The 19,231-nt window shown below is 65.0% G+C and carries 22 protein-coding genes and 1 tRNA gene; 6 read left to right on the forward strand and 17 right to left on the reverse strand.

The features are described 5' to 3' along the window. The first annotated feature begins 7 nt into the window (after positions 1–7). The gene (ilvC, locus tag EB233_RS16380) at positions 8–1,027 is read left to right on the forward strand and encodes a ketol-acid reductoisomerase (protein WP_010910140.1); all 1,020 of its coding nucleotides are present in this window, start codon (positions 8–10) and stop codon (positions 1,025–1,027) included. A 67-nt stretch (positions 1,028–1,094) separates the two neighbouring features. Here ilvC and EB233_RS16385 read toward each other — a convergent pair whose 3' ends face one another. After that, the gene (locus tag EB233_RS16385; protein ID WP_064988254.1) at positions 1,095–1,643 is read right to left on the reverse strand and encodes a BA14K family protein; all 549 of its coding nucleotides are present in this window, start codon (positions 1,641–1,643) and stop codon (positions 1,095–1,097) included. Positions 1,644–1,831: 188 nt separating this feature from the next. Between EB233_RS16385 and EB233_RS16390 the strand changes: the two genes are divergently transcribed. Then, positions 1,832–2,947: an endonuclease/exonuclease/phosphatase family protein gene (locus tag EB233_RS16390; protein ID WP_064988255.1), complete on the forward strand. Its 1,116-nt coding sequence runs from the start codon at positions 1,832–1,834 to the stop codon at positions 2,945–2,947. 41 nt (positions 2,948–2,988) lie between these two features. Further along, the gene (locus EB233_RS16395) at positions 2,989–3,705 is read left to right on the forward strand and encodes a hypothetical protein (protein ID WP_064988256.1); all 717 of its coding nucleotides are present in this window, start codon (positions 2,989–2,991) and stop codon (positions 3,703–3,705) included. On the opposite strand, the gene EB233_RS16400 is transcribed toward EB233_RS16395, so the two are convergent. The 5 genes from EB233_RS16400 to EB233_RS16420 all read right to left on the reverse strand — a co-directional run bounded on the left by EB233_RS16400 (position 3,702) and on the right by EB233_RS16420 (position 7,983). Continuing rightward, positions 3,702–3,944 (reverse strand): hypothetical protein, encoded by a 243-nt coding sequence (locus tag EB233_RS16400; RefSeq protein ID WP_064988257.1) that lies wholly within the window; start codon positions 3,942–3,944, stop codon positions 3,702–3,704. The two genes, EB233_RS16395 and EB233_RS16400, sit on opposite strands and share 4 nt — an antisense overlap. A gap of 72 nt (positions 3,945–4,016) precedes the next feature. Continuing rightward, positions 4,017–4,607 (reverse strand): flavodoxin family protein, encoded by a 591-nt coding sequence (locus EB233_RS16405; RefSeq protein ID WP_064988258.1) that lies wholly within the window; start codon positions 4,605–4,607, stop codon positions 4,017–4,019. 151 nt (positions 4,608–4,758) lie between these two features. After that, positions 4,759–5,976: an ABC transporter permease gene (locus tag EB233_RS16410; protein ID WP_064988259.1), complete on the reverse strand. Its 1,218-nt coding sequence runs from the start codon at positions 5,974–5,976 to the stop codon at positions 4,759–4,761. Positions 5,977–5,978: 2 nt separating this feature from the next. Further along, positions 5,979–6,686, reverse strand: a complete 708-nt coding sequence (locus EB233_RS16415) for an ABC transporter ATP-binding protein (protein ID WP_064988260.1) — start codon at positions 6,684–6,686, stop codon at positions 5,979–5,981. Between the two features lie 4 nt (positions 6,687–6,690). Next, positions 6,691–7,983 (reverse strand): efflux RND transporter periplasmic adaptor subunit, encoded by a 1,293-nt coding sequence (locus EB233_RS16420; protein WP_064988261.1) that lies wholly within the window; start codon positions 7,981–7,983, stop codon positions 6,691–6,693. Positions 7,984–8,084: 101 nt separating this feature from the next. Here EB233_RS16420 and EB233_RS16425 point away from each other — a divergent pair, with 101 nt between their 5' ends. Then, positions 8,085–8,993: a PhzF family phenazine biosynthesis protein gene (locus tag EB233_RS16425; RefSeq protein ID WP_064988262.1), complete on the forward strand. Its 909-nt coding sequence runs from the start codon at positions 8,085–8,087 to the stop codon at positions 8,991–8,993. A gap of 128 nt (positions 8,994–9,121) precedes the next feature. Next, positions 9,122–9,197, forward strand: a tRNA-Lys gene (locus EB233_RS16430). A gap of 206 nt (positions 9,198–9,403) precedes the next feature. On the opposite strand, the gene EB233_RS16435 is transcribed toward EB233_RS16430, so the two are convergent. The 8 genes from EB233_RS16435 to EB233_RS16470 all read right to left on the reverse strand — a co-directional run bounded on the left by EB233_RS16435 (position 9,404) and on the right by EB233_RS16470 (position 16,335). Further along, complete coding sequence (locus EB233_RS16435) at positions 9,404–9,715, reverse strand: hypothetical protein (protein WP_155765294.1); 312 nt, start codon at positions 9,713–9,715, stop codon at positions 9,404–9,406. A gap of 281 nt (positions 9,716–9,996) precedes the next feature. After that, positions 9,997–11,007 (reverse strand): nicotinate-nucleotide--dimethylbenzimidazole phosphoribosyltransferase, encoded by a 1,011-nt coding sequence (cobT, locus tag EB233_RS16440; RefSeq protein WP_064988264.1) that lies wholly within the window; start codon positions 11,005–11,007, stop codon positions 9,997–9,999. A gap of 38 nt (positions 11,008–11,045) precedes the next feature. Further along, on the reverse strand, positions 11,046–11,822 hold the full coding sequence (cobS, locus tag EB233_RS16445; RefSeq protein ID WP_064988265.1) for an adenosylcobinamide-GDP ribazoletransferase: 777 nt from the start codon (positions 11,820–11,822) through the stop codon (positions 11,046–11,048). Next, the gene (locus EB233_RS16450) at positions 11,819–13,138 is read right to left on the reverse strand and encodes a cobyrinic acid a,c-diamide synthase CobB (protein ID WP_064988266.1); all 1,320 of its coding nucleotides are present in this window, start codon (positions 13,136–13,138) and stop codon (positions 11,819–11,821) included. Before EB233_RS16450 ends, cobS begins: the two co-directional genes overlap by 4 nt. Next, the gene (gene cobA / locus EB233_RS16455; protein WP_064988267.1) at positions 13,135–13,953 is read right to left on the reverse strand and encodes a uroporphyrinogen-III C-methyltransferase; all 819 of its coding nucleotides are present in this window, start codon (positions 13,951–13,953) and stop codon (positions 13,135–13,137) included. Before cobA ends, EB233_RS16450 begins: the two co-directional genes overlap by 4 nt. Further along, entirely contained in the window at positions 13,950–14,714 is a 765-nt protein-coding gene (gene cobM, locus EB233_RS16460) for a precorrin-4 C(11)-methyltransferase (protein WP_064988268.1), read from the reverse strand. Before cobM ends, cobA begins: the two co-directional genes overlap by 4 nt. After that, complete coding sequence (locus EB233_RS16465) at positions 14,711–15,097, reverse strand: cobalamin biosynthesis protein (protein ID WP_064988799.1); 387 nt, start codon at positions 15,095–15,097, stop codon at positions 14,711–14,713. The genes cobM and EB233_RS16465 overlap by 4 nt, the downstream gene beginning before the upstream one ends. Next, positions 15,094–16,335, reverse strand: coding sequence for a bifunctional cobalt-precorrin-7 (C(5))-methyltransferase/cobalt-precorrin-6B (C(15))-methyltransferase (locus tag EB233_RS16470; protein WP_064988800.1), 1,242 nt, complete (start codon positions 16,333–16,335; stop codon positions 15,094–15,096). Before EB233_RS16470 ends, EB233_RS16465 begins: the two co-directional genes overlap by 4 nt. A gap of 1 nt (position 16,336) precedes the next feature. On the opposite strand from EB233_RS16470, the gene EB233_RS16475 reads away from it, so the two are divergent. Next, the gene (locus EB233_RS16475; protein WP_064988801.1) at positions 16,337–17,119 is read left to right on the forward strand and encodes a cobalt-precorrin-6A reductase; all 783 of its coding nucleotides are present in this window, start codon (positions 16,337–16,339) and stop codon (positions 17,117–17,119) included. Here the strand turns inward: EB233_RS16475 and EB233_RS16480 are convergent. The 3 genes from EB233_RS16480 to EB233_RS16490 are packed head-to-tail and all read right to left on the reverse strand — an operon-like array spanning position 17,083 to position 19,231. After that, complete coding sequence (locus EB233_RS16480) at positions 17,083–17,847, reverse strand: precorrin-3B C(17)-methyltransferase (protein WP_064988269.1); 765 nt, start codon at positions 17,845–17,847, stop codon at positions 17,083–17,085. The genes EB233_RS16475 and EB233_RS16480 overlap by 37 nt on opposite strands. Further along, positions 17,844–18,602: a precorrin-2 C(20)-methyltransferase gene (locus EB233_RS16485; RefSeq protein WP_064988270.1), complete on the reverse strand. Its 759-nt coding sequence runs from the start codon at positions 18,600–18,602 to the stop codon at positions 17,844–17,846. Before EB233_RS16485 ends, EB233_RS16480 begins: the two co-directional genes overlap by 4 nt. After that, positions 18,599–19,231, reverse strand: coding sequence for a precorrin-8X methylmutase (locus EB233_RS16490; protein ID WP_064988271.1), 633 nt, complete (start codon positions 19,229–19,231; stop codon positions 18,599–18,601). Before EB233_RS16490 ends, EB233_RS16485 begins: the two co-directional genes overlap by 4 nt.

A 19,231-nucleotide genomic window follows, 5' to 3' on the forward strand; every position in this document is an offset into this window, starting at 1 on the left:
AGACAAAATGCGTGTTTATTACGATCGTGATGCCGATCTGAACCTGATCAAGGGCAAGAAGGTCGCCATCATCGGCTATGGCAGCCAAGGCAGGGCGCATGCGCTCAACCTCAAAGATTCCGGCGCCAAGGAGATCGCCATCGGCCTCAAGGCCGGCTCGGCGACCGCCAAGAAGGTCGAGGCCGACGGGCTCAAGGTGATGAGCGTGGCGGACGCCGCCAAATGGGCCGACCTGATGATGATGGCAACGCCCGACGAACTGCAGGCCGATATCTACAAGAACGAGATCGCGCCGAACATCCGCGACGGTGCGGCGATCGCCTTCGCGCACGGCCTCAACGTGCATTTCGGCCTGATCGAGCCGAAGTCGACCGTCGACGTCGTCATGATCGCGCCGAAGGGCCCGGGCCACACGGTGCGCGGCGAGTACCAGAAGGGCGGCGGCGTGCCGTGCCTGGTCGCCGTCAACCAGGATGCCTCGGGCAATGCGCTCGACCTGGCGCTGTCCTACGCCTGCGGCGTCGGCGGCGGCCGTTCGGGCATCATCGAGACCAATTTCCGCGAGGAATGCGAGACCGATCTGTTCGGCGAGCAGGTCGTGCTGTGCGGCGGCCTGGTCGAACTGATCCGCGCCGGCTTCGAGACGCTGGTGGAAGCCGGCTACGCGCCCGAAATGGCCTATTTCGAGTGCCTGCACGAGGTCAAGCTGATCGTCGACCTGATCTATGAAGGCGGCATCGCCAACATGAACTATTCGATCTCCAACACCGCCGAATGGGGCGAATACGTTTCGGGCCCGCGCATCATCACCGCCGAGACCAAGGCCGAGATGAAGCGCGTGCTGAAGGACATCCAGACCGGCAAGTTCACGTCGGAATGGATGCAGGAATACCGTGCCGGCCTGTCGCGCTTCAAGGGCATCCGCCGCATGAATGACAGCCACCAGATCGAGGAAGTCGGTGCCAAGCTGCGCGCGATGATGCCGTGGATTTCCAAGAACAAGCTGGTCGACAAGGCCAAAAACTGAGCGTTTCACGCTCACCAATAGAAACGGCGCCGCGAGGCGCCGTTTCTTTTTCGCCCTGACTTGGATCTCAGCTGTAAGGCGACCAGCATTGCTGGCGCGGGCCGTTATAGGGCTGGAACGTATTGTCCCAGGCTCGATACGACCGGTAGCGGTTGTAGCACCATTGCACATGGGCGTTCGACAGCCGGCCGGCGCGGTAATAGCGGCGCGGCGGCGGCGCATAGTAGTCGTAGTTGTTGTAGTTATTGTACATGCTGCCAAGGCCGAGACCCAGGCCAAGGCCGAGGACCGCGGCGGCGCCATCGTCGTAGTAGCCGCCGTGATAGTGGCGGCGGCCATGACGCCAGCGCCAGTCGCCGCCACCCCCACCGTTCCAATGCCGGTTTCCATTCCAATTGCCCGACCGGCGCCATCTCCAATTGTCATTGTTGAACTGGCGGTCATTGCCGCCTGCCCAGCCGTCGCGGACCGGCGTGACCGTCGGCGCGACCGTGCCGGCCGGCACTGACAGATCCGGTTGCAGGATCGGGCCGGCGGCAGACGGTGCCGTGACGCCGGAGACAATGCCGAGCGCAATCAGCCCGGACTTGATGGTGGAAGAAAAGAGCGAATTCATTGCACTCTCCAAGAGTTACAGGCCCCACGCCTACCCTGGAATGGGCACACTGTGGGGGTTTGCGTCTGAACGGCGCATGAACGGAAAGGTTCCGTCAACCATGGCGCGAATGCCCCTAGGACCAATCGATCCCTGCTTGTGGTCCTGCGATCTTGTTTTCTGCGGCACTTGCGGGCAAAGGTCAGGGCATGTCGCTGCGCCTAGCCACCTTCAATGTCGAGAACCTGATGAACAGGTTCGATTTTTCCGGCTATCGCAATCAGCTCAACGAGGATCGGACGCTGGCGCTGTTCGAGATCCAGAGCGAGGCCGAGTACAAGATGCTGGAGCAGGCCCGCGCCATCGCGCAGTCCGACGACACGCGGCAGTTGACCGCGCTGGCCATCGCCGCCACACGCGCCGACATCATCTGCATGCAGGAGGTGGACAACATCGAGGCGCTGAAGGCCTTCGAATACGGCTATCTGTTCAAGATGGTGGGGCAGGGCTACCGGCAGAAATACACCACGTCCGGCAATGATTCACGCGGCATCGACGTCGCCGTGATGATGCGCAACGAGACCGCGCAGGGACAGCCGATCGAATTCGTGCGCATGACCAGCCACGCCTATGTCACCTATGAACAGTTCGGGCTGCACACAGCGGAGCTGGCCGATCTCGGCAACCAGGCCAATGAGCGCATCTTCCGCCGCGACTGCCTGGAAGTCGACCTCACCGTCGGCGGCGTGCCGCTGACGCTCTACCTCGTGCACTTCAAGTCGATGGGCTCACCCCGAAACGGGCTTGACGGGCGCGAGGCGACGATGCCAGTGCGCGTCGCCGAGGCGCTGGCCGTGCGCCGCATCATCGAGGAGCGCTTCGGCAAGGAGCATGCCGCCGACAAGCGCTGGGCGATCTGCGGTGACATGAACGACTACCGCCAGCGCGTGAAGATCGCCGGCGACGATGTCGACGGCTACCGCTTCGATGTGGTCGACGAGGCCCAGTCCTGCATCGACGTGCTGACGGCGGGCGGGTTCTGCGAGAACGTCGTCGAACGGCGGCCGGAAATGAATCGCTGGACCTTCTATCACACACGTGGACCCGCGGAGCGGCATCTCTGCCAACTCGACTATATCCTGCTGTCCAAGGGATTGGCGGCCAGGAACGCCACCGCGGTCCCCGACATCATCCGCAACGGCCAGCCGTGGCGCACGATCTTTCCGGCGGGACAGGAGGTCGAGCGCTTCCCGCGCGCTGGCTGGGACCGGCCGAAAGCATCGGACCATTGCCCGGTGGCGATCACGCTGGACATGGCTCGATAAGCAGGGCTGGGCTCGATAAGCAGGATTGGAGCTTGAACCGCATGAGTTTCGACCTGCCGCGCAATGTCATCTTGCCGGTCGATGCCATAGACGTCCGGCTTGATCCCGGCCCGCATCCTTTCGCCAGGGATAATGCAGAGGCGATCGCCGAGAACTGGCAACAGGAGACAGCAGCCAATCCGGCGCTGTTCGACGGAACCGTGGTGCTGCTCTCGCAGCTTGCTTACCGGAACAGTCGCCTGATCGGCCGCTGTCATGCGGTCAACTACTCAACCTTCATGCTGTGGCGGAAGCGGCGCGAAAATTCCGGCGCCGAGCATGCCTATGCTCATGCCATGCTGGTGGCCGGCGACAATGCGCTGGTGGCGATCCGCATGGGCTCGCATACGGTGGGTGCCGGCAGCGTCTATTTTGCCGCCGGCTCGTTCGAGCCGATCGATTTCCGCGACGGGTTGGTCGATGTCGACTTCAACATGATCCGCGAGGTGCGCGAGGAAACGGGCCTCGACCTGTCGGCTGCCAGACGCGGCGTGCGCTGGCATGCTCTTTCGATTCCGAGCGGCACGGTCATTTTCCGCCGCTATCATGTCGATGCGCCGGCCGATGAGATAGCACGCCGAATCTCGTCCTTCGTCACCAGCGAAACCGATCCGGAGATCGAAGGGCCGGTGATCATCCGCCATGCCGCCGACCTTCCGGAAGGGCTGTCGCCGCATATGAAGCCGCTGGTCGAGTGGCATTTCGCCGGGGAGGGTTAGCGACGGATTTTGTCGGCCATCGCCTTGCGGTCTTTGCCGGCGGCGAAGAATAACAAGACCACGCCGACGCCCAGCAAGGCACCCATGGCCATTCCCATCGTCTGGCCGACAATCGCCTGGAAATCCGGGGTGACGCGGTCGGGATTGTCCAAGCCGTAGCGGGCGAGGTACCACCAGATGCTGGCAAGGGCGGCTTCCATGACCACCATTGTCAGGATCAGGCGCGTCTTCTTGCTCATTCGCACTTCCTTGACCAGAGACCGTTTGCCGCCTCGTGTGTCATCGCGCGAGGGGCAAGATATGGGCCGGCGTCACCTGCTCCCGACCCATTGCCGGATCTCGGCAGCCAGTTGCTCGAGAGCGACCGTCGTGGCGGCGGGGAGAGGGTCTGGAAACCGTTGCTCCGGATATGCGAGCGTTCCCCCTAGATGGACGGGCTGGGCGCAGGGCATCTCGTGCTGGACGAAAAACTTCATGATGTTGTCCGCGCATAGGCGCACACTCGGATCGTCAGCGGGATCGGAGGCGCCGTTGACGATGACCGCTCCGAGTTTTCCCTTGAGCTGTTGTCCGTCGCGCCACAGGGGATCCGATCTGTCGAGCAAGACGACGCCCAGGGCCGGCGGCATTCCGAAGCAGGTGGGGGTAGCCATCAGAATCATGTCCGACTCTCTGATGAGTGACAGAACACGATCGATCCCGTCGCAGTGGTATCCGAACGTTTGATAGCACTGTTCGCACCCGAGACAGTCGATACGCTCATCGGCCAGACGCACCTGTTCCACGACCGTCACCAGCCGATCACTCTCGAGCGACCGAAGAACCTCGCCGAGCATCCGCGCTGAGTTACTGGACGCGCGTGGGCTGCAGTCTATTCCAAGGATGGTCGTCGCTTTGTCCATGTGAGGATCCTAGATGGCGTGACGGCTCGGTACCGAATCGCTCGGGGCGAAGTTTGAGTATCCCAAATGGCTTCAAAGTTGACGGGGTCAAACTTGCACGCCGAAACACAAACTTGTGCAGAAGCGACTCGGTGCCGGATGGAGCCGGCGCTTACTCGTGCCGCAGCGCGTCGATCGGGTCGAGCCTGGCGCCGCGCAGGGCCGGGAAGAAGCCGAACACCATGCCGATCAGCGCCGAAAAGCCGACGGCGAGCAGGATGACCGCCGGGCTCGGCGCGAAGGGGATCGTCAGCGTCACCGAGGCGAGGCCGGCCAGTGCCAGGCCGATCAGGATGCCGATGATGCCGCCGAGCAGCGACAGCACCGTCGCCTCGACCAGGAACTGGATGAGGATGTGCTTTTCATGCGCGCCGATGGCGAGCCTGATGCCGATCTCGCGCGTCCGCTCGGTGACCGAGACCAGCATGATGTTCATGATGCCGATGCCGCCGACCAAAAGGCTGACGCCGGCGACCGCGCCCAGCATGCCGGTCATTGTGGTGGTGGCGCTGGCCATGGCGTCGGCGATCTGCGTCATGTCGCGGATGGCGAAATCGCTTTCACGGTCGGGCGTCATGCGGCGCGCATCGCGCAAAATGTCCTCGACACGCGGCTGCAACTCGCTGGTCGGCGTGCGGTCGTCGGCGGCGATGTAGATGTTGTCGATGTCGCGGTTGCCGGCGATGCGGCGCTGATAGGCGTGAAGGGGCATCAGGACGACATTGTCCTGATCCTGGCCGAAGCCGGTATAGCCCTTGGGCTCGAGCAGGCCGATGATCTTGCAGGAGGTGCGGTTGACGCGGATGATCTCGCCTTCGGGATCGCCGGCACCGAAGAATTGCTGGCGCACCGTCTCGCCGATCAGGCAGACGCCGGTGCCTGAGCGGGTTTCGGAATCGCTGAACGGACGGCCGGAGACCAGCTTCCAGTCGCGTGCATCGAGATAGGCGCTGTCCGTGCCGGTGACGCCCGAGGTCAGGCTTTCGGTGCCGAAGATGACGCGGACCTGCTTTTGCGAGGCCGGCGAAATGGCGCGCGCACCGGTCAAATGCGCGACAAGCGCCGCAAGATCCTTTTCTGCCAGCGGGCGCACCACCTGGTCGAGCCCGCCCGGGCCACCGGGACCGGCGGGGCGACCGGACCTGACAACCAGCAGGTTGCTGCCAAGCTTGGAAATGTCGGCTTTGACCTTCTCGGTCGTGCCGGAGCCGATGGTCAGCATGGCAATGACGGCGGCGACGCCGATGACGATGCCAAGCAGCGTCAGGAACGAGCGCAGCACGTTGCGGCGGATCGAACGCAGCGAGAGGCGGACGGTTTCCCAGATCATTGTCAGGCCACCTCGACATTCATGGAATCAGACGCGACATGGCCGTCGAGGAAGCGGATGGTGCGCCCGGCATATTCGGCGACGTCCGCCTCGTGGGTGACCATGGTGACGGTCAGGCCGAGCTCCTTGTTGAGTTTTGTCAGCAACTCCATGATCTCGTGCGTGCGGGCGGTGTCGAGATTGCCGGTCGGCTCGTCGGCGACGAGCAGCGTCGGCCGGGTGACGATGGCGCGCGCGATCGCCACGCGCTGCTGCTGGCCGCCGGAGAGTTCGGCCGGCGTATGGTGTTCGCGGCCCACCAGGCCGACCTGGGCGAGCGCCTGCATGGCGAGGTCGCGGCGCTCGCGGCTGGCCACGCCGCGGTAGATCAGCGGCAGTTCGACATTTTCGGCCGCGGTGGTGCGCGCCAGGAGATTGTAGCCCTGGAAGACGAAGCCGACATAGAGGTTGCGCAACATGGCGCGGCGGTTGCGGTCGAGCCGGCCGGCATCGACACCCATGAAGGAGTAGGTGCCGGCCGTCGGCGTGTCGAGGCAGCCGATGATGTTCATCGCCGTCGATTTGCCGGAGCCCGACGGACCCATGATGGCGACGAACTCGCCCCGCCGGATGGCAAGGTCGACGCCGGCCAGCGCATGGACCTTGGCTTCGCCCTGGCCATAGCTCTTCCAGACCTTGTCGAAGGTGATGAGAGGCGCGCCCGCGGCCACCGCCTCAGCTCCGCAACTGCGATGCGGTGATGACCTGCGCGCCTTCCTCCAGGCCGGAAGTGATCTCGGTCATTTCACCGTCGGTCGAACCGATCTTGACGTTGACCGGATGCGGCCGGCCGTTCTCCAGCACATAGAGCGTGCGCGAGCCGTCGGTGGGGGCCGTTGCGGCCTGGCGCTGGCGATTGCCGCCGGGACGCCCCATGCGGCCGGTGAACAGGTCGCTGAAGCTCCATGCCCGCGCCGGCTGTTGCGCCGGGCGGTAGCGGAAGGCGCTGGCCGGCACGGTGAGCACATCCTTGGCTTGCCTGGTGACGACCGAAACGGTGGCGGTCATGCCGGGGCGCAGCAACAGTTCGCTATTATCGACTTCCAGCCGCGCATTGTAGGTGACGACGCCATCCGTGGTGACCGAGGCATAGGAGATGTCGCGGATCGCGGCATCGAACGGGCGGTCCGGGAAAGCGTCGACGGTGAAACGCGCATGCTGGCCTGGCTTGACCGCGCCGATGTCGGCCTCGTCGACCGCCGCCACCAGTTCCATGTTTCTCAAATCAGCGGCGATGATGAACAGCACCGGCGCCTGCAGCGAAGAGGCGACCGTCTGGCCGGGATCGACCGAGCGCGTCAGCACGATGCCGTCGATCGGCGCGTAGATGGTGCTGTTGGCTAGGTCGGTCTGCTGCGATTTGAGATCGGCATTGGCGATGGCGAGATTGGCTTGCGCACTATCAAGCGCCGCCTTGGAGCGGTCGCGCGTCGCGGTTGCAGCCTCGAGCGACTGGTCGGTCGCCATGCCGCGCTTGGTCAAGGCGGCGGCGCGCACCAGCGCGCTCTCGTTCTCCGCCAGTGTCACCGTGGCATCCTCGACATTCGCCGCCGCGCCCTTGGCGGACGCCTCGGCCCGCTCGATCTGGACCTGCAGCTTGGTGGTGTCGAGGGCCGCCAGCACATCGCCTTTCTTCACCTGCTGGTTCTCGTTGACCGAGACCGAGCGGATAATGCCGGAGAGCTGGCTGGAAATATCGACCTGGGTGAGCGGCTGCAGCGTGCCTGTCGCCGACACCTGGACGGTGAGGTCGGCCTTGGCGGCCGGCACGGTGGTGTAGTCGATCCTGGCCGGGGTGCCCGCATACCATTGATAGGCGCCGAGGCAGGCGGCAAGAACGATCAGGGTCAGCAGCGCATAGAGCCAGCCACGCCGGCGCGTCTTGCTCCGCCCCTTTTTATCGAGCCCAAGTGCCGTCTCGATGGCGGAATCCGATTCCGTCTTTGGCAGATTGACAATCTGGTCCACGCCAGACCCCTATGATGCGCAATGTCCCTATCTGTAGACAGATCAGGCTTGATGGTTCGAATATCAAATTAAATTTCGCCCATGTTGGGATTGAGGCAGGAATGAAAACCCGGAATTACTTGCTTTACGATGTGTTTACGACCGAGCGACTGGCCGGCAACCCGCTGGCCGTCGTGTTGGATTGCAAAGGTCTGGACACGGCCGCGATGCAGGCCATCGCGCGCGAATTCAACCTGTCCGAATCGGTTTTTGTGCTGCCGCCGGACAACCCCAAACACAAGAACCGCATCCGCATCTTCACGCCCGACTATGAAATGCCGTTCGCCGGTCACCCGACGGTGGGTTCGGCTATCGCGCTGGCCGAACTCGCGGGCGAGGGCGGCGCCGGCATTTTCGTGCTGGAGGAGAACATCGGCCCGGTGCGTTGCGCGGTCAGCACGCATGATGGCGCCACCTTCGCCGAATTCGACCTGGCGAAGCTGCCGGAACCGCTGAAGCTGGAGGCCGACCCGCAGGCGATCGGAGCCGCACTTGGCTTGGCGCCGCATGAGATCGGCTTCGAGAATCACCGCGTCGCCTTTTGGTCGGCGGGCGTGCCCTATGTCACCATTCCGGTCGCCAATCTCGAAGCGGCGGGCCGGATCCGGCTGGACAACCAGGCGTGGTCGGAACTGGCGCCGCGCAAGAGCGAATGGGCCTTCGCCAGTCCGTACGTCTATTGCCGCGAGACGGTGAACCATGAAAGCGCGTTCCATGTCCGCATGATCGTGCCCGGCACGCCTTCCTATGAAGACCCGGCGACCGGCTCGGCCGCAGCGGCCTTCGCCGGCGCCATCATGCATTTCGACGGCCCGACGGACGGCATTTCACAGCTGTGGATCGAGCAGGGGCTGGAGATGGGCCGGCCGTCGCGCATCCGCCTGGAACTCAACGTGGAAGGCGGAAAACTGGCCTCGGCGCGCATTGGCGGCCATGCGGTGAAGGTGGCGGAAGGCAAGATTTTCGTCTGATCGCCTCCGCATTCTTTCCCGGCACGACAAGCCATGATGCGATTTGTCGGGAAATGATTCCAGCAGGGCTGGACAGGACCGACGGTGGCGGCTATATGCCCGCCAACGCCGGTTTTTGCCGGCCGAGTGGGTGCGTAGCTCAGTTGGTAGAGCAGCTGACTCTTAATCAGCGGGTCCACAGTTCAATCCTGTGCGCACCCACCAAATTCTAACAAAATCAATTTGTTGGACGAGGTGAGGACCCTGACGGATGCAGGCGGAAGTCCGTGTCCGCGCTATGTCCAAGTATTTAGGGTCCAAAGTATTTGGGCCAGCACCGAAATCGGGTACTGGATTTCTTTCCCGCTCAATTCGACCAAAAGCCCGGTCGGCCTCCGCGGAAGTTTGAGGCTTGCGACACTCATCCGCCTCTAGATGCGCGTCATGCCGTTCTCCCGGCTGCCAAAATGTTGCGCTGGCGGCGGACGATCGACGCTTGGCCCGTCGTTTGTTCCACAGCCCACTTCGATGATCCCCACCAGTGCGCGAACAAACGCAACCATATCGTTTGCCGTGATGGCTGCCACATCGGGATTTTGCCCGATGTGCTCGGCGGCTTCGCAACATGAGCGGCGGATGAGATCGTAGTGTATATCCCTTTCATCCTCCGGCAATGCCGCCAGCTTCATGGCTCGGTTTTGAATCAACCGCAGCAATAGTTGGACAGTTGCTCCGATGTTCATGCGTTTGCTCCGCATTGGTCGAGCGTCCCGACGCTCGAATGCGCGCGTTTGGAACGTCCGATGAGGATGCATTTCTCATCCTCGCCTGGAATTCTGCATCACAGCCGTTAATATATTCTTCTTTTCTAATATGTTGCCGCCGCAGGAGCTGAAAGGCCGAAATGCCCCCGGTGCCTCCTTTCGCGGTCGAAATTTCAAGCGGTCCAAGCAGGGCCATAGCGAGCCCCCTTTCGGGGACCCCGAACATCTATGCGGGTTTGTATATCAAGGCGATCCGCGCACTACTTCTCCGACACCCCAGCCTCGGCAAAACTTGCCATCCTTGCATGGCACTCCAGCGCTGAGCGGACGATGTTGACGGCAAGGCAGGCGCCGGAGCCTTCGCCGAGCCGCATGCCGAGATCGAGCAGCGGCGGCATGCCGAGCGCTTCGAGCAGGCCGCGATGGCCTGATTCGGCCGACACATGCGCGGCGATGGTGTGGGCGAGGCCTGTCGGGTGCAGTTTGGCCAGCGGGGCGGCCGCCGCGGTACACACGAAGCCGTCGAGCAGCACGGGTATGCCGAGGTGACGGGCGGCAAGCGTCGCGCCGAAGATGGCGGCGAGTTCGCGCCCGCCGAGCGCTGCGGCAATGCCGAGCGGGTCGGCAAGGGCGGCGGCGTGACGCTTGAGGCCGGCTTCGATGGCGACCACCTTGCGCTTCAGGCCGGCATCGTCGACGCCGGTGCCGCGCCCCGTCCATCTTTCGGCACCGCCGCCGAACAGGGCGGCTGAAATGGCGGCCGCCGGCGTGGTGTTGCCGATGCCCATTTCGCCGAAGCAGACGAGGTCGAGGTCTTTGGTCACGGCATCGTAGCCGCCTGAGACGGCGGCAAGGAACGCCTTCTCACCCATTGCCGGGACTTGCGTGAAATCGCCGGTGGGATGGTCGAGATCGAGCGGTATGACATCCAGTTCGGCGCCGGCGATGCGGGCGAGTTGGTTGATGGCCGCCCCGCCGCCGGCGAAATTCGCCACCATCTGCACGGTGACCTCTGACGGATAGGCCGACACGCCTTGCGCGGTGACGCCATGGTTGCCGGCGAAGACGAACACTTTCACCCGATCGAGTTTCGGCATGTCGCGGCCCTGCCAGCGCGCTAGCCAGGCGGCGATGGTCTCCAGCCGGCCGAGACTGCCTTGCGGCTTGGTCAGCGTGTCCTGGCGGCTGGCAACGGCCTTCGCGGCGGTATCGCTGCCGGCCGGAAGATCGAGGCAGGCGGCGCGCAATTCTTGGAGGGATTTGAAGGGCATGGGGGCAAGGTCTCCGGAAGGGATTCAGCTAGAGGGAATCAGGAAAGCGCTACGGAAGCGACTAGAAGCACGGCGATTTCGCTGACCTGCTGCAAGGCGCCGATCGTGTCGCCGGTCTGGCCACCGATCTGGTTGAGGCAAAGGGCGTGGAAGGCGGCAAACAGCAGGCCAAGCAGGATCAGCGCGGCGATGGCGCCGCCGAGCCCAAGCAGCAGGAGCGGGATCGCGCCAAGCACCGCGCCGGCAATCGCTGTTTCCAGCGAGACGGTACCAGCACCGGCCGAGAGGCCATCGGAACGCGCCGGGGGCAAGAGGTGCATGAAGGCGCCCAGCACGCCGCGCGAGGCCGCATGCGCGGCAACAAGGGCAAACAGCGCCTGAGTGGGGTCCACCAGTTCCGAAAGCACGTTCCAGCGGATCAACAGCGACAGCACCAGCGCCATGGCGCCGTAAGCGCCGATGCGGCTGTCGCGCATGATGTCGAGTTTGCGGCCGCGCGATTTGCCGCCGCCAAAACCGTCGGCGACGTCGGACAATCCGTCCTCGTGCAGGCAGCCGGTGGTGACCACCGTTGCTACCAGGGCGAGGGCGGCCGCCGGCCCCATGGCAAGGCCAAACCGTTCCGCCGTAGCAAAGACGATTGCGCCGATCAGGCCGACGACGAGGCCGGCGACCGGTGCGGCCCAGATCGCGGCGGCGAGGCTGCGGCCGCGAAAGTCGAGTTCGGGCAAGGGCAGGCGTGTGAAGAAGACCAGGCAGAGCGCGATGTCGTCGAGGACTTGCCTGGGCGACAGGGTGATGTTCGGGAGTTTCATGCGCCGGCCTTTGCTATCGCATGGAAGAAGGTACCGCTGACATGGCCGCGCCGATAGCCGGAGGCGCCGATCGGATTGCCCTGGCCGTCGGCAAGGTCGGCCAGCGGCTCGTCATTGCCGGTGGCCGTCATCTGCGCATAGTGGAATTCGTGGCCGCGGACCAGCGCGCCTTGCGCGCCCAGCGGGCAATCGGCGCGCAGCCGCGCCTCGCGATAGCCGAGGTTCATCTTGCGCTTTGCAAAACTCGTGGAATGGCCAAGCAGGCCGAGCATTCCGTGCGTTTCGCCCGAAGCATCCTCGAGCGCTTCGCCAAGCACCATGAAGCCGCCGCACTCGCCATGGACGGGCTTTGTCGCGGCAAAACGCGCCATTCCGGTTTTGAAAGTCTCCGATGCCGCGAGCCGGCCGGCGTGAAGCTCGGGATAGCCGCCGGGCAGCCAGCAGACATCGCAGCTGTCGTCGGGCGCTTCGTCGGCAAGCGGCGAGAACGGTACAATTTCCACGCCGGCCTTGCGCCAATAGGCGACGACATGTGGGTAGAGGAAAGTGAAGGCGGCGTCCTCGGCCAGCGCGATGCGTTGGCCGGGCGGCTGCAGTGCGTCGGCGAAGTCGCCTTCCGCCGGGGCGAGGGGCGTTGCCAGCGCCATGACCGCGTCGAGGTCGAGCGATTTCTCCGCCATGTCCGCCAGCCGGTCGAGATGCGCCATCAGATCATCATACTCGCCGGCCTGGACGAGGCCGAGATGGCGTTCGGGCAAATTGAGCGTGGGATCGCGCAGGATGGCGCCGACGACGGGCAGGCCGATGGCTTCGATGGCGTCGCCGGAGAGCCGACGGTGGCGTTCGCTGCCCAGCCGGTTGAGCACGACGCCGGCCATGCGCACGTCCGGATCGTAGGTGGCAAAGCCCTTGGCTACAGCCGCCGCCGTTGTCGACTGGCCGGACACGTCGAGCACCAGCAACACTGGCAGGCCGTAGAGGCGGGCGAGATCGGCGGCCGAGCCGGTGCGCCCCGGCGCGGCCGGAATGCCGTCGAACAGGCCCATGGCGCTTTCGAGGATGACGAAATCGGTGTCGTCGGCCTGTCGTGCCGCGAGCGCATTGAGCAGCGATGGCGGCATCGCCCAGCTGTCGAGGTTGACCCCGGACAGGCCCGTGGCAGCAGTGTGGAAACCGGGGTCGATATAGTCGGGGCCGGATTTGGCACCGCGCACTTTTAGGCCGCGCCGGGTCAGCGCGCGCAAAATGCCAATGGTGACGCTGGTCTTGCCCGAGCCTGAGCGCGGCGCGCCGATGATGATGGCGCGGGCGGTCATGCTTGCCCCATCAATGCCGCGCGCATGGCGACGATGCCGCCGACGACGATCAGCGCCGGCGAGGCCAGGCCGGCGGCGGCTGCCGCCTCGGCGATGGTGGCCAGCGTGGCAACCACGGTGCGTTCCTGCGGCATGGTGGCGGCGACGATCACCGCCGCCGGCGTCGACGGCGCCAGCCCGCCATCGAGCAGAGCCGCCGCGATCAGCGGCAGATTGGCCATGCCCATATACACCACGACAGGCTGGCCGGTGCGGGCGATCGCTGCCCAGTCGATGTCGTCGTCGGTGCCGGCGGCGTGACCGGTCGCCAGGATCACCGCCTTGTTGATGCCGCGCATGGTGGCCGGGATGCCGGTGGCGGCCAGCGCGCTGAGGCCCGAGGTCAGGCCGGGCAGCACGCGGAACGGGATGTTTTCACGCGCCAATGCCAAGGCTTCTTCGCCGCCCCGGCCGAAAATATAGGGGTCGCCGCCCTTCAGCCTGACGACGCGGCGGCCCTCACGTGCCAGCCGTACCAGCAAAGCGGTGATGTCGTCCTGCTTCATCGACGGCTTGCCGCCGCGTTTTCCCGCAAAGAACAGCTCGGCATTCGCGGCAACGGCGACAACATCTGATGAGACCAGCGCGTCATAGACCAGCGCGTCCGCCTCGGCCAAGGCCGCCAGCACCTCCAGGGTCAGGCAACCGGGGTCGCCGGGGCCGGCGCCGGCCAGCCAGACATGGCCCGGCTCCAAAGGGCGCGGCTTGAAGTTCAGCCGCGAAAGGGCCTGTTCGAGCGTGGCGTTGTCGCCCTTGTTTTTAGTGCTGCCGCTCACAATCCGTCCCGTCCGCGAAAACGCCGCTGATAGTGGGCGTCGTACAATGAACTCTCGCCAAATCCTTCCGCCGCCAGCGAGCTGCCGACAAAGATAATCGCGGTGCGCTCCATCGGATCGGCGGCTAGCTGCGCCTCGATGGTTGCCAGCGTCCCCGTCAGCACGCGCTCGTCCGGCCAGGAGGCGCGGAAGACGATCGCCACCGGGCAATCGCCGCCATAATGCGGCGTGAGTTCGGCGACGACGCGGTCGATGGCGTGGATGGCGAGATGAATGGCCAGCGTGGCCCCAGTGCGGCCGAAGCCGGCCAGCGTTTCGCCTGGCGGCATTTTTGAGGCGCGGCCTGAGACGCGCGTCAGCACCAGGCTCTGCGCGATCTCGGGAATGGTCAGTTCGCGACGCAGTGCCGCGGCAGCGGCGGCAAAGGAGGGCACGCCCGGTGTCAGCGTGTAGGGGATGCCGTGCTTTTCCAACCGGCGGATCTGCTCGGCGACGGCGCTCCACACCGACAGGTCGCCCGAATGCAGCCGCGCGACATCGTGGCCGGCCTTGTGGGCATCGAGATAGGCGGCCTCGATCTCGTCGAGCGACATCGGCGCGGTATCGATCAGCTTCGTCCCCGGCGCGCAATGCTGCAGCAATTCGGGCGCGACGATCGAGCCGGCATGCAGGCAGACCGGGCAGCTTGCCAGGAGTTTCGCGCCACGCAACGTGATGAGGTCGGCTGCGCCCGGACCGGCGCCGATGAAATGGACGGTCATTCAGCATCTCCGCTGACGGCGATGGCGCAGGTGACCGGGCCGAGCACGGTGCGGGGGCCGAGAAGTTTTGCCCCGGCGCCGGCGACGGCGAGGGCCGATGCTTCGGAAACCGAGGGTGTGCCGGCCAATTCCTGCGAAAGCTCGGAATGGCTGAGCGTCCCCGGCGCGGCGGCTTGAAGCGCTGTATCATCGACGATGATGACCGGAAGATTCAGTGCGCGGCCAGCGGCTGCGATTGCGTCGTCATCCTTCTTGAGCACGGCGGTGGCCAGTGCCGAAAGCGCCGTCATCGTCAGCCCGTGGGCTTCGAGCGCGGTTTCAATCGCGGCAAGCACGTCTTCGACGCTAACGCCTTTGCGGCTGCCTATGCCCGCGACCATCATGGCTTCACCCAGCTCCATTGCGTGACCGGCATCGCCGGCCGCCATGCCTGCATCGAACCGACCGGCGAGGCGCGCGAAATGTTCATCCGGGTAAGATCGCCGCCCAGTTTTGTGTGCTGGGCGAGAAGCAGGGCCTCCATCTCCAGCGTCACCGCATTGACGACGAGACGGCCGCCCGTGCGCAGCGCCTTGATGGCGGCGCTTAGCACGCCGGCATCACTGCCGCCGCCGCCGATGAAGATCGCGTCGGGGGTCTTCAGCTTGGCCAGCGCCTTGGGTGCGCTGCCTTCGATCACGACCAGTCCGGGAACGCCGCAGGCAGCGGCATTGCGGCCGATGCGGGCTGCGCGGTCAGGGTCGGCCTCGATGGCTATAGCGCGCATCAAGGGGTGGGCGAGCATCCATTCGACGGCGATGGATCCCGAGCCGGCGCCGATGTCCCACAGCAATTCGCCACGCCTCGGCGCCAGCGACGACAGGGTGACGGCACGGATCTCGCGTTTGGTGATCTGACCGTCATGCTCGAACAGATGATCGGCCAGGCCAACCGTGAGCGGCAGCACGCGCGCCTGCGGTGCCGAATCAATTCCGATGGCCAGCACGTTGAGCGGATTGACGTTTTCGAGGTCGAAGGCGTCGGCGCGGGCCATGCGCTGTTTCTCGTTCGGTCCACCCAAAGCCTCGAGGATCGTCAGCTGTGATGCGCCGAAATCGAGTTCCGTGAGCAGGCGGGCAATTGCCGACGGCGCTTTGGCATCCGAGGTCAGCGCCAGGATGCGCGCGTTGGGCTGCAGCAGCGGCCGGATCAGGTCGAGCGGCCGGCCATGCAGCGAGACGGTCTCGATGTCCTGCAGCGCCCAGCCAAGACGGGCGGCCGCCAGCGAAATGGCCGACGGTGCGGGAATGACATGCATCGCCTGTGGCTCGACCTTGCGGGCGAGGGTGGCGCCGACGCCGTGGAAGAAAGGATCGCCTGAAGCGAGCACGCAGACTTTGTTGCCGGCAAGTGCCAGCACGTCGCCCATTCCCGCATCGAAAGGTATCGGCCAGGGGCACGGCTTGCCCTTGGCGAAGGGGGCAACGAGCGCCAGATGGCGCTTGCCGCCGAAAATGAATTCCGCCTCCGCGATCCGCTGCTTGGCCTGGTCGCCGAGACCCGCTAAACCGTCCTCGCCGATGCCAATGACCGTCAGCCATGGTGAGTTGAGCTTGGCACCGCGCGGACTCTCAGCAGGCATGATGACCCACCGCATTCTGATCCTCGGCGGCACCACGGAAGCCCGGCAACTGGCCGGGAAGCTGGCCACGCGCGCCGATTGCGCGATCACGCTGTCGCTGGCCGGCCGCACCGAAAGCCCGGTCGCGCAAGGGGTCCCGGTGCGAAGCGGAGGCTTTGGCGGCGCCGACGGCCTGGCCGTTTATCTCCGGGAGACCGGCACCGATCTTTTGATCGACGCCACGCACCCCTATGCGGCGCGCATTTCCGCCAATGCCGCGCAAGCCGCACGGCTCACCGGCGTGCCGATCCTTGCTTTGCGTCGTCCGGGCTGGGAGCTTGTCGAGGGCGAGCGCTGGACTGAAGTCGACACGGTCGGCGATGCCGTGCAAGCGCTTGGACCCGCACCGCGCCGAGTTTTCCTGGCGCTCGGGCGGCAAGAAGTCGCTGCTTTCGAAGCGGCACCGCAGCATCACTATCTCATCCGCAGCGTCGATCCTGTCGAGCCGAAACTGTCTGTGCCCGACGCTGACTACCTGCTGGCGCGCGGCCCGTTCCATGAATCGGACGAGCGCGCGCTGCTGGAAAGACACAGCATCGATGTTGTCGTGTCCAAGAACAGCGGTGGTGCCGCCACCTACGGCAAGATTGCCGCTGCCAGGGCGCTTGGCATCGAGGTGGTCGTGGTCCGCAGGCCGGCTTTGCCAAACGTGCCCTCGGCCGGAACCATCGATGAGCTGACCGCGATGGTCGATCATTTCGTCGCCGGTCATTTTCTTGGGCCCGACACCGAACGCGGCGTGTAGACCAGCGCCGGCTTGTCTGAGCGCTTGATGATGCGGGTCTCCGGCGAGCCGATGATGATGCAGGTCGCCATGTCGGCCTTTTGCGCGTCGACGTCGGCCAGCAGATAAACCTCGATGCGTTCGTCCGGGCGGCCGGCGGCGCGGCCGAAAATGACAGGCGTGGTGCCGGGCAGGATCGCGGTCAGGCACTCGAAGGCGCGGCCAAGCTGCCAGGGGCGGGCTTTGCTGATCGGGTTGTAGAGCGCGATGACGAAGCCGGCGCCAGCCGCCGCCAGGAGGCGCAATTCTATCAGGTCCCAGGGCTTGAGATTGTCGGATAGCGAGATGGCGCAGAAATCATGGCCGAGCGGGGCGCCGATACGGGCGGCGACCGCGAGCATTGCGGTAATGCCGGGCACGACGGCGATATCGACCGCGCGCCATTCGGCCGGCCCGGCCTCGATCGCCTCGCAGACGGCGGCCGCCATGGCAAAGACGCCGGGATCGCCACCGGAAACCACGGCCACGTCATGACCCTCGGCGGCTTTGATCAAGGCATCCTTGGAGCGGGCGAGTTCCTCGCGATTGTCGGAGGCGACGCGGGTCTGGTCCGGGCGCAGCTCCAGCCGATCGAGATAGGGTTTGTAGCCATAGAAGAATTTCGCCTCGGCAACGGCGCGGCTGGCTTCAGGCGTGACCTGGTCGGCATTGCCAGGCCCGAGGCCGATGACGGTGAGACGGCCGCTCATGCCTGCGCCCCCAGCGCGCCGGGCCGGCCGGACCAGCCGGCAACCAGCACGATGGCGAAATAGGGCGCCTTGTCGTCCTGTTTGTCGGCGAGCTTCATCGAGATGCTGCCGGCCATCGTGCCGCGCTCGACATAGACGGCACGCGTCAGCTTGCCGGTGGCTTCCAGTGCGCGCCTGATCTTGGGCAGGTTGCGGCCGACCTTCATGATGACGGCTGCATCGGTGTCCGCCAGCCGGCGGGTCAGCTCGAACTCGCTCATCGTGCCGGGCAAAACCGTCAGCACGTCATCGCCCTGGACGATCGGCACACCGGTCTGCGACCAGCAGCCGGACATGGCTGTGACGCCTGGAATGACTTCGGTCGGGAAGCGATGGGCGAGGCGCACATGCAGATGCATGTAGGAGCCGTAGAACAGCGGATCGCCTTCGGACAAGACGGCAACCATCCTGCCGGCTTCGAGGTGTTCGGCGACCTTTTCGGCCGACTCCTCGTAGAAACCGGTGATCTGCGAGCGGTAGTCCTCGTGATCCTTGTCGATTTCCGTCGTCACTGGATAGAGCAGCGGCAGTTCCAGCATGTCCGGCCGGAAGCGCGTTTCGACGATGGCGCGGGCGTTGCTGTTGTTGCCGCGCTTGGCGAAGTAGGCGACGACATCGGCCTCAGCCAGGGCCCGCGCGCCCTTCAGCGTCAACAATTCGGGATCGCCGGGACCGGTGCCGACGCCGACAAGCTTTCCTTTGGCATACGCGTTCACAGGCCGGGCCTCGCCAGCGAATTGAGCGCGGCGGCGGTCATGGCGCTGCCGCCAAGCCGGCCGCGCACGATGGCATAGGGGACACCATAAGAATTCTCGGCCAGCGCATCCTTGGATTCGGCGGCGCCGACAAAGCCCACTGGCATGCCGATGATGGCCGCCGGCTTCGGCGCGCCGTCGCGCAGCTTTTCCAGGAGATAGAACAGCGCTGTCGGCGCATTGCCGATGGCGACGACGGAGCCGGCCATGCGCTCGCCCCACAGGTCGATCGCGGCGGCCGAGCGGGTGTTGCAGATCTCCCTGGCGATGTCATGCGTGCGCGGGTCGCGCAGCGTGCAGATCACTTCGTTGCCGGCCGGCAGCCTGGCGCGGGTGACGCCATGCGAGACCATCTCCGCATCGCAGAAGATCGGCGCGCCGGCGGCGAGCGCCTTGCGCGCGGCGGTGACAAAATCAGACGAGAAAACGAAATGGCTCGATGCTTCGACCTGGCCGCAGGCATGGATCATGCGGATCGCGACATCGGCCTCGGCTTCGGAAAAACGCTTGAGGTCCGCCTCGGCGCGGATGATGGCGAAAGAGCGCTCGTAGATCGCCGTACCGTCATGGATGTAGTCGTAGGCGGCCAT

Origin of the sequence: Mesorhizobium erdmanii (genome assembly GCF_013170725.1) — a bacterium.
Classification (GTDB): domain Bacteria; phylum Pseudomonadota; class Alphaproteobacteria; order Rhizobiales; family Rhizobiaceae; genus Mesorhizobium; species Mesorhizobium erdmanii.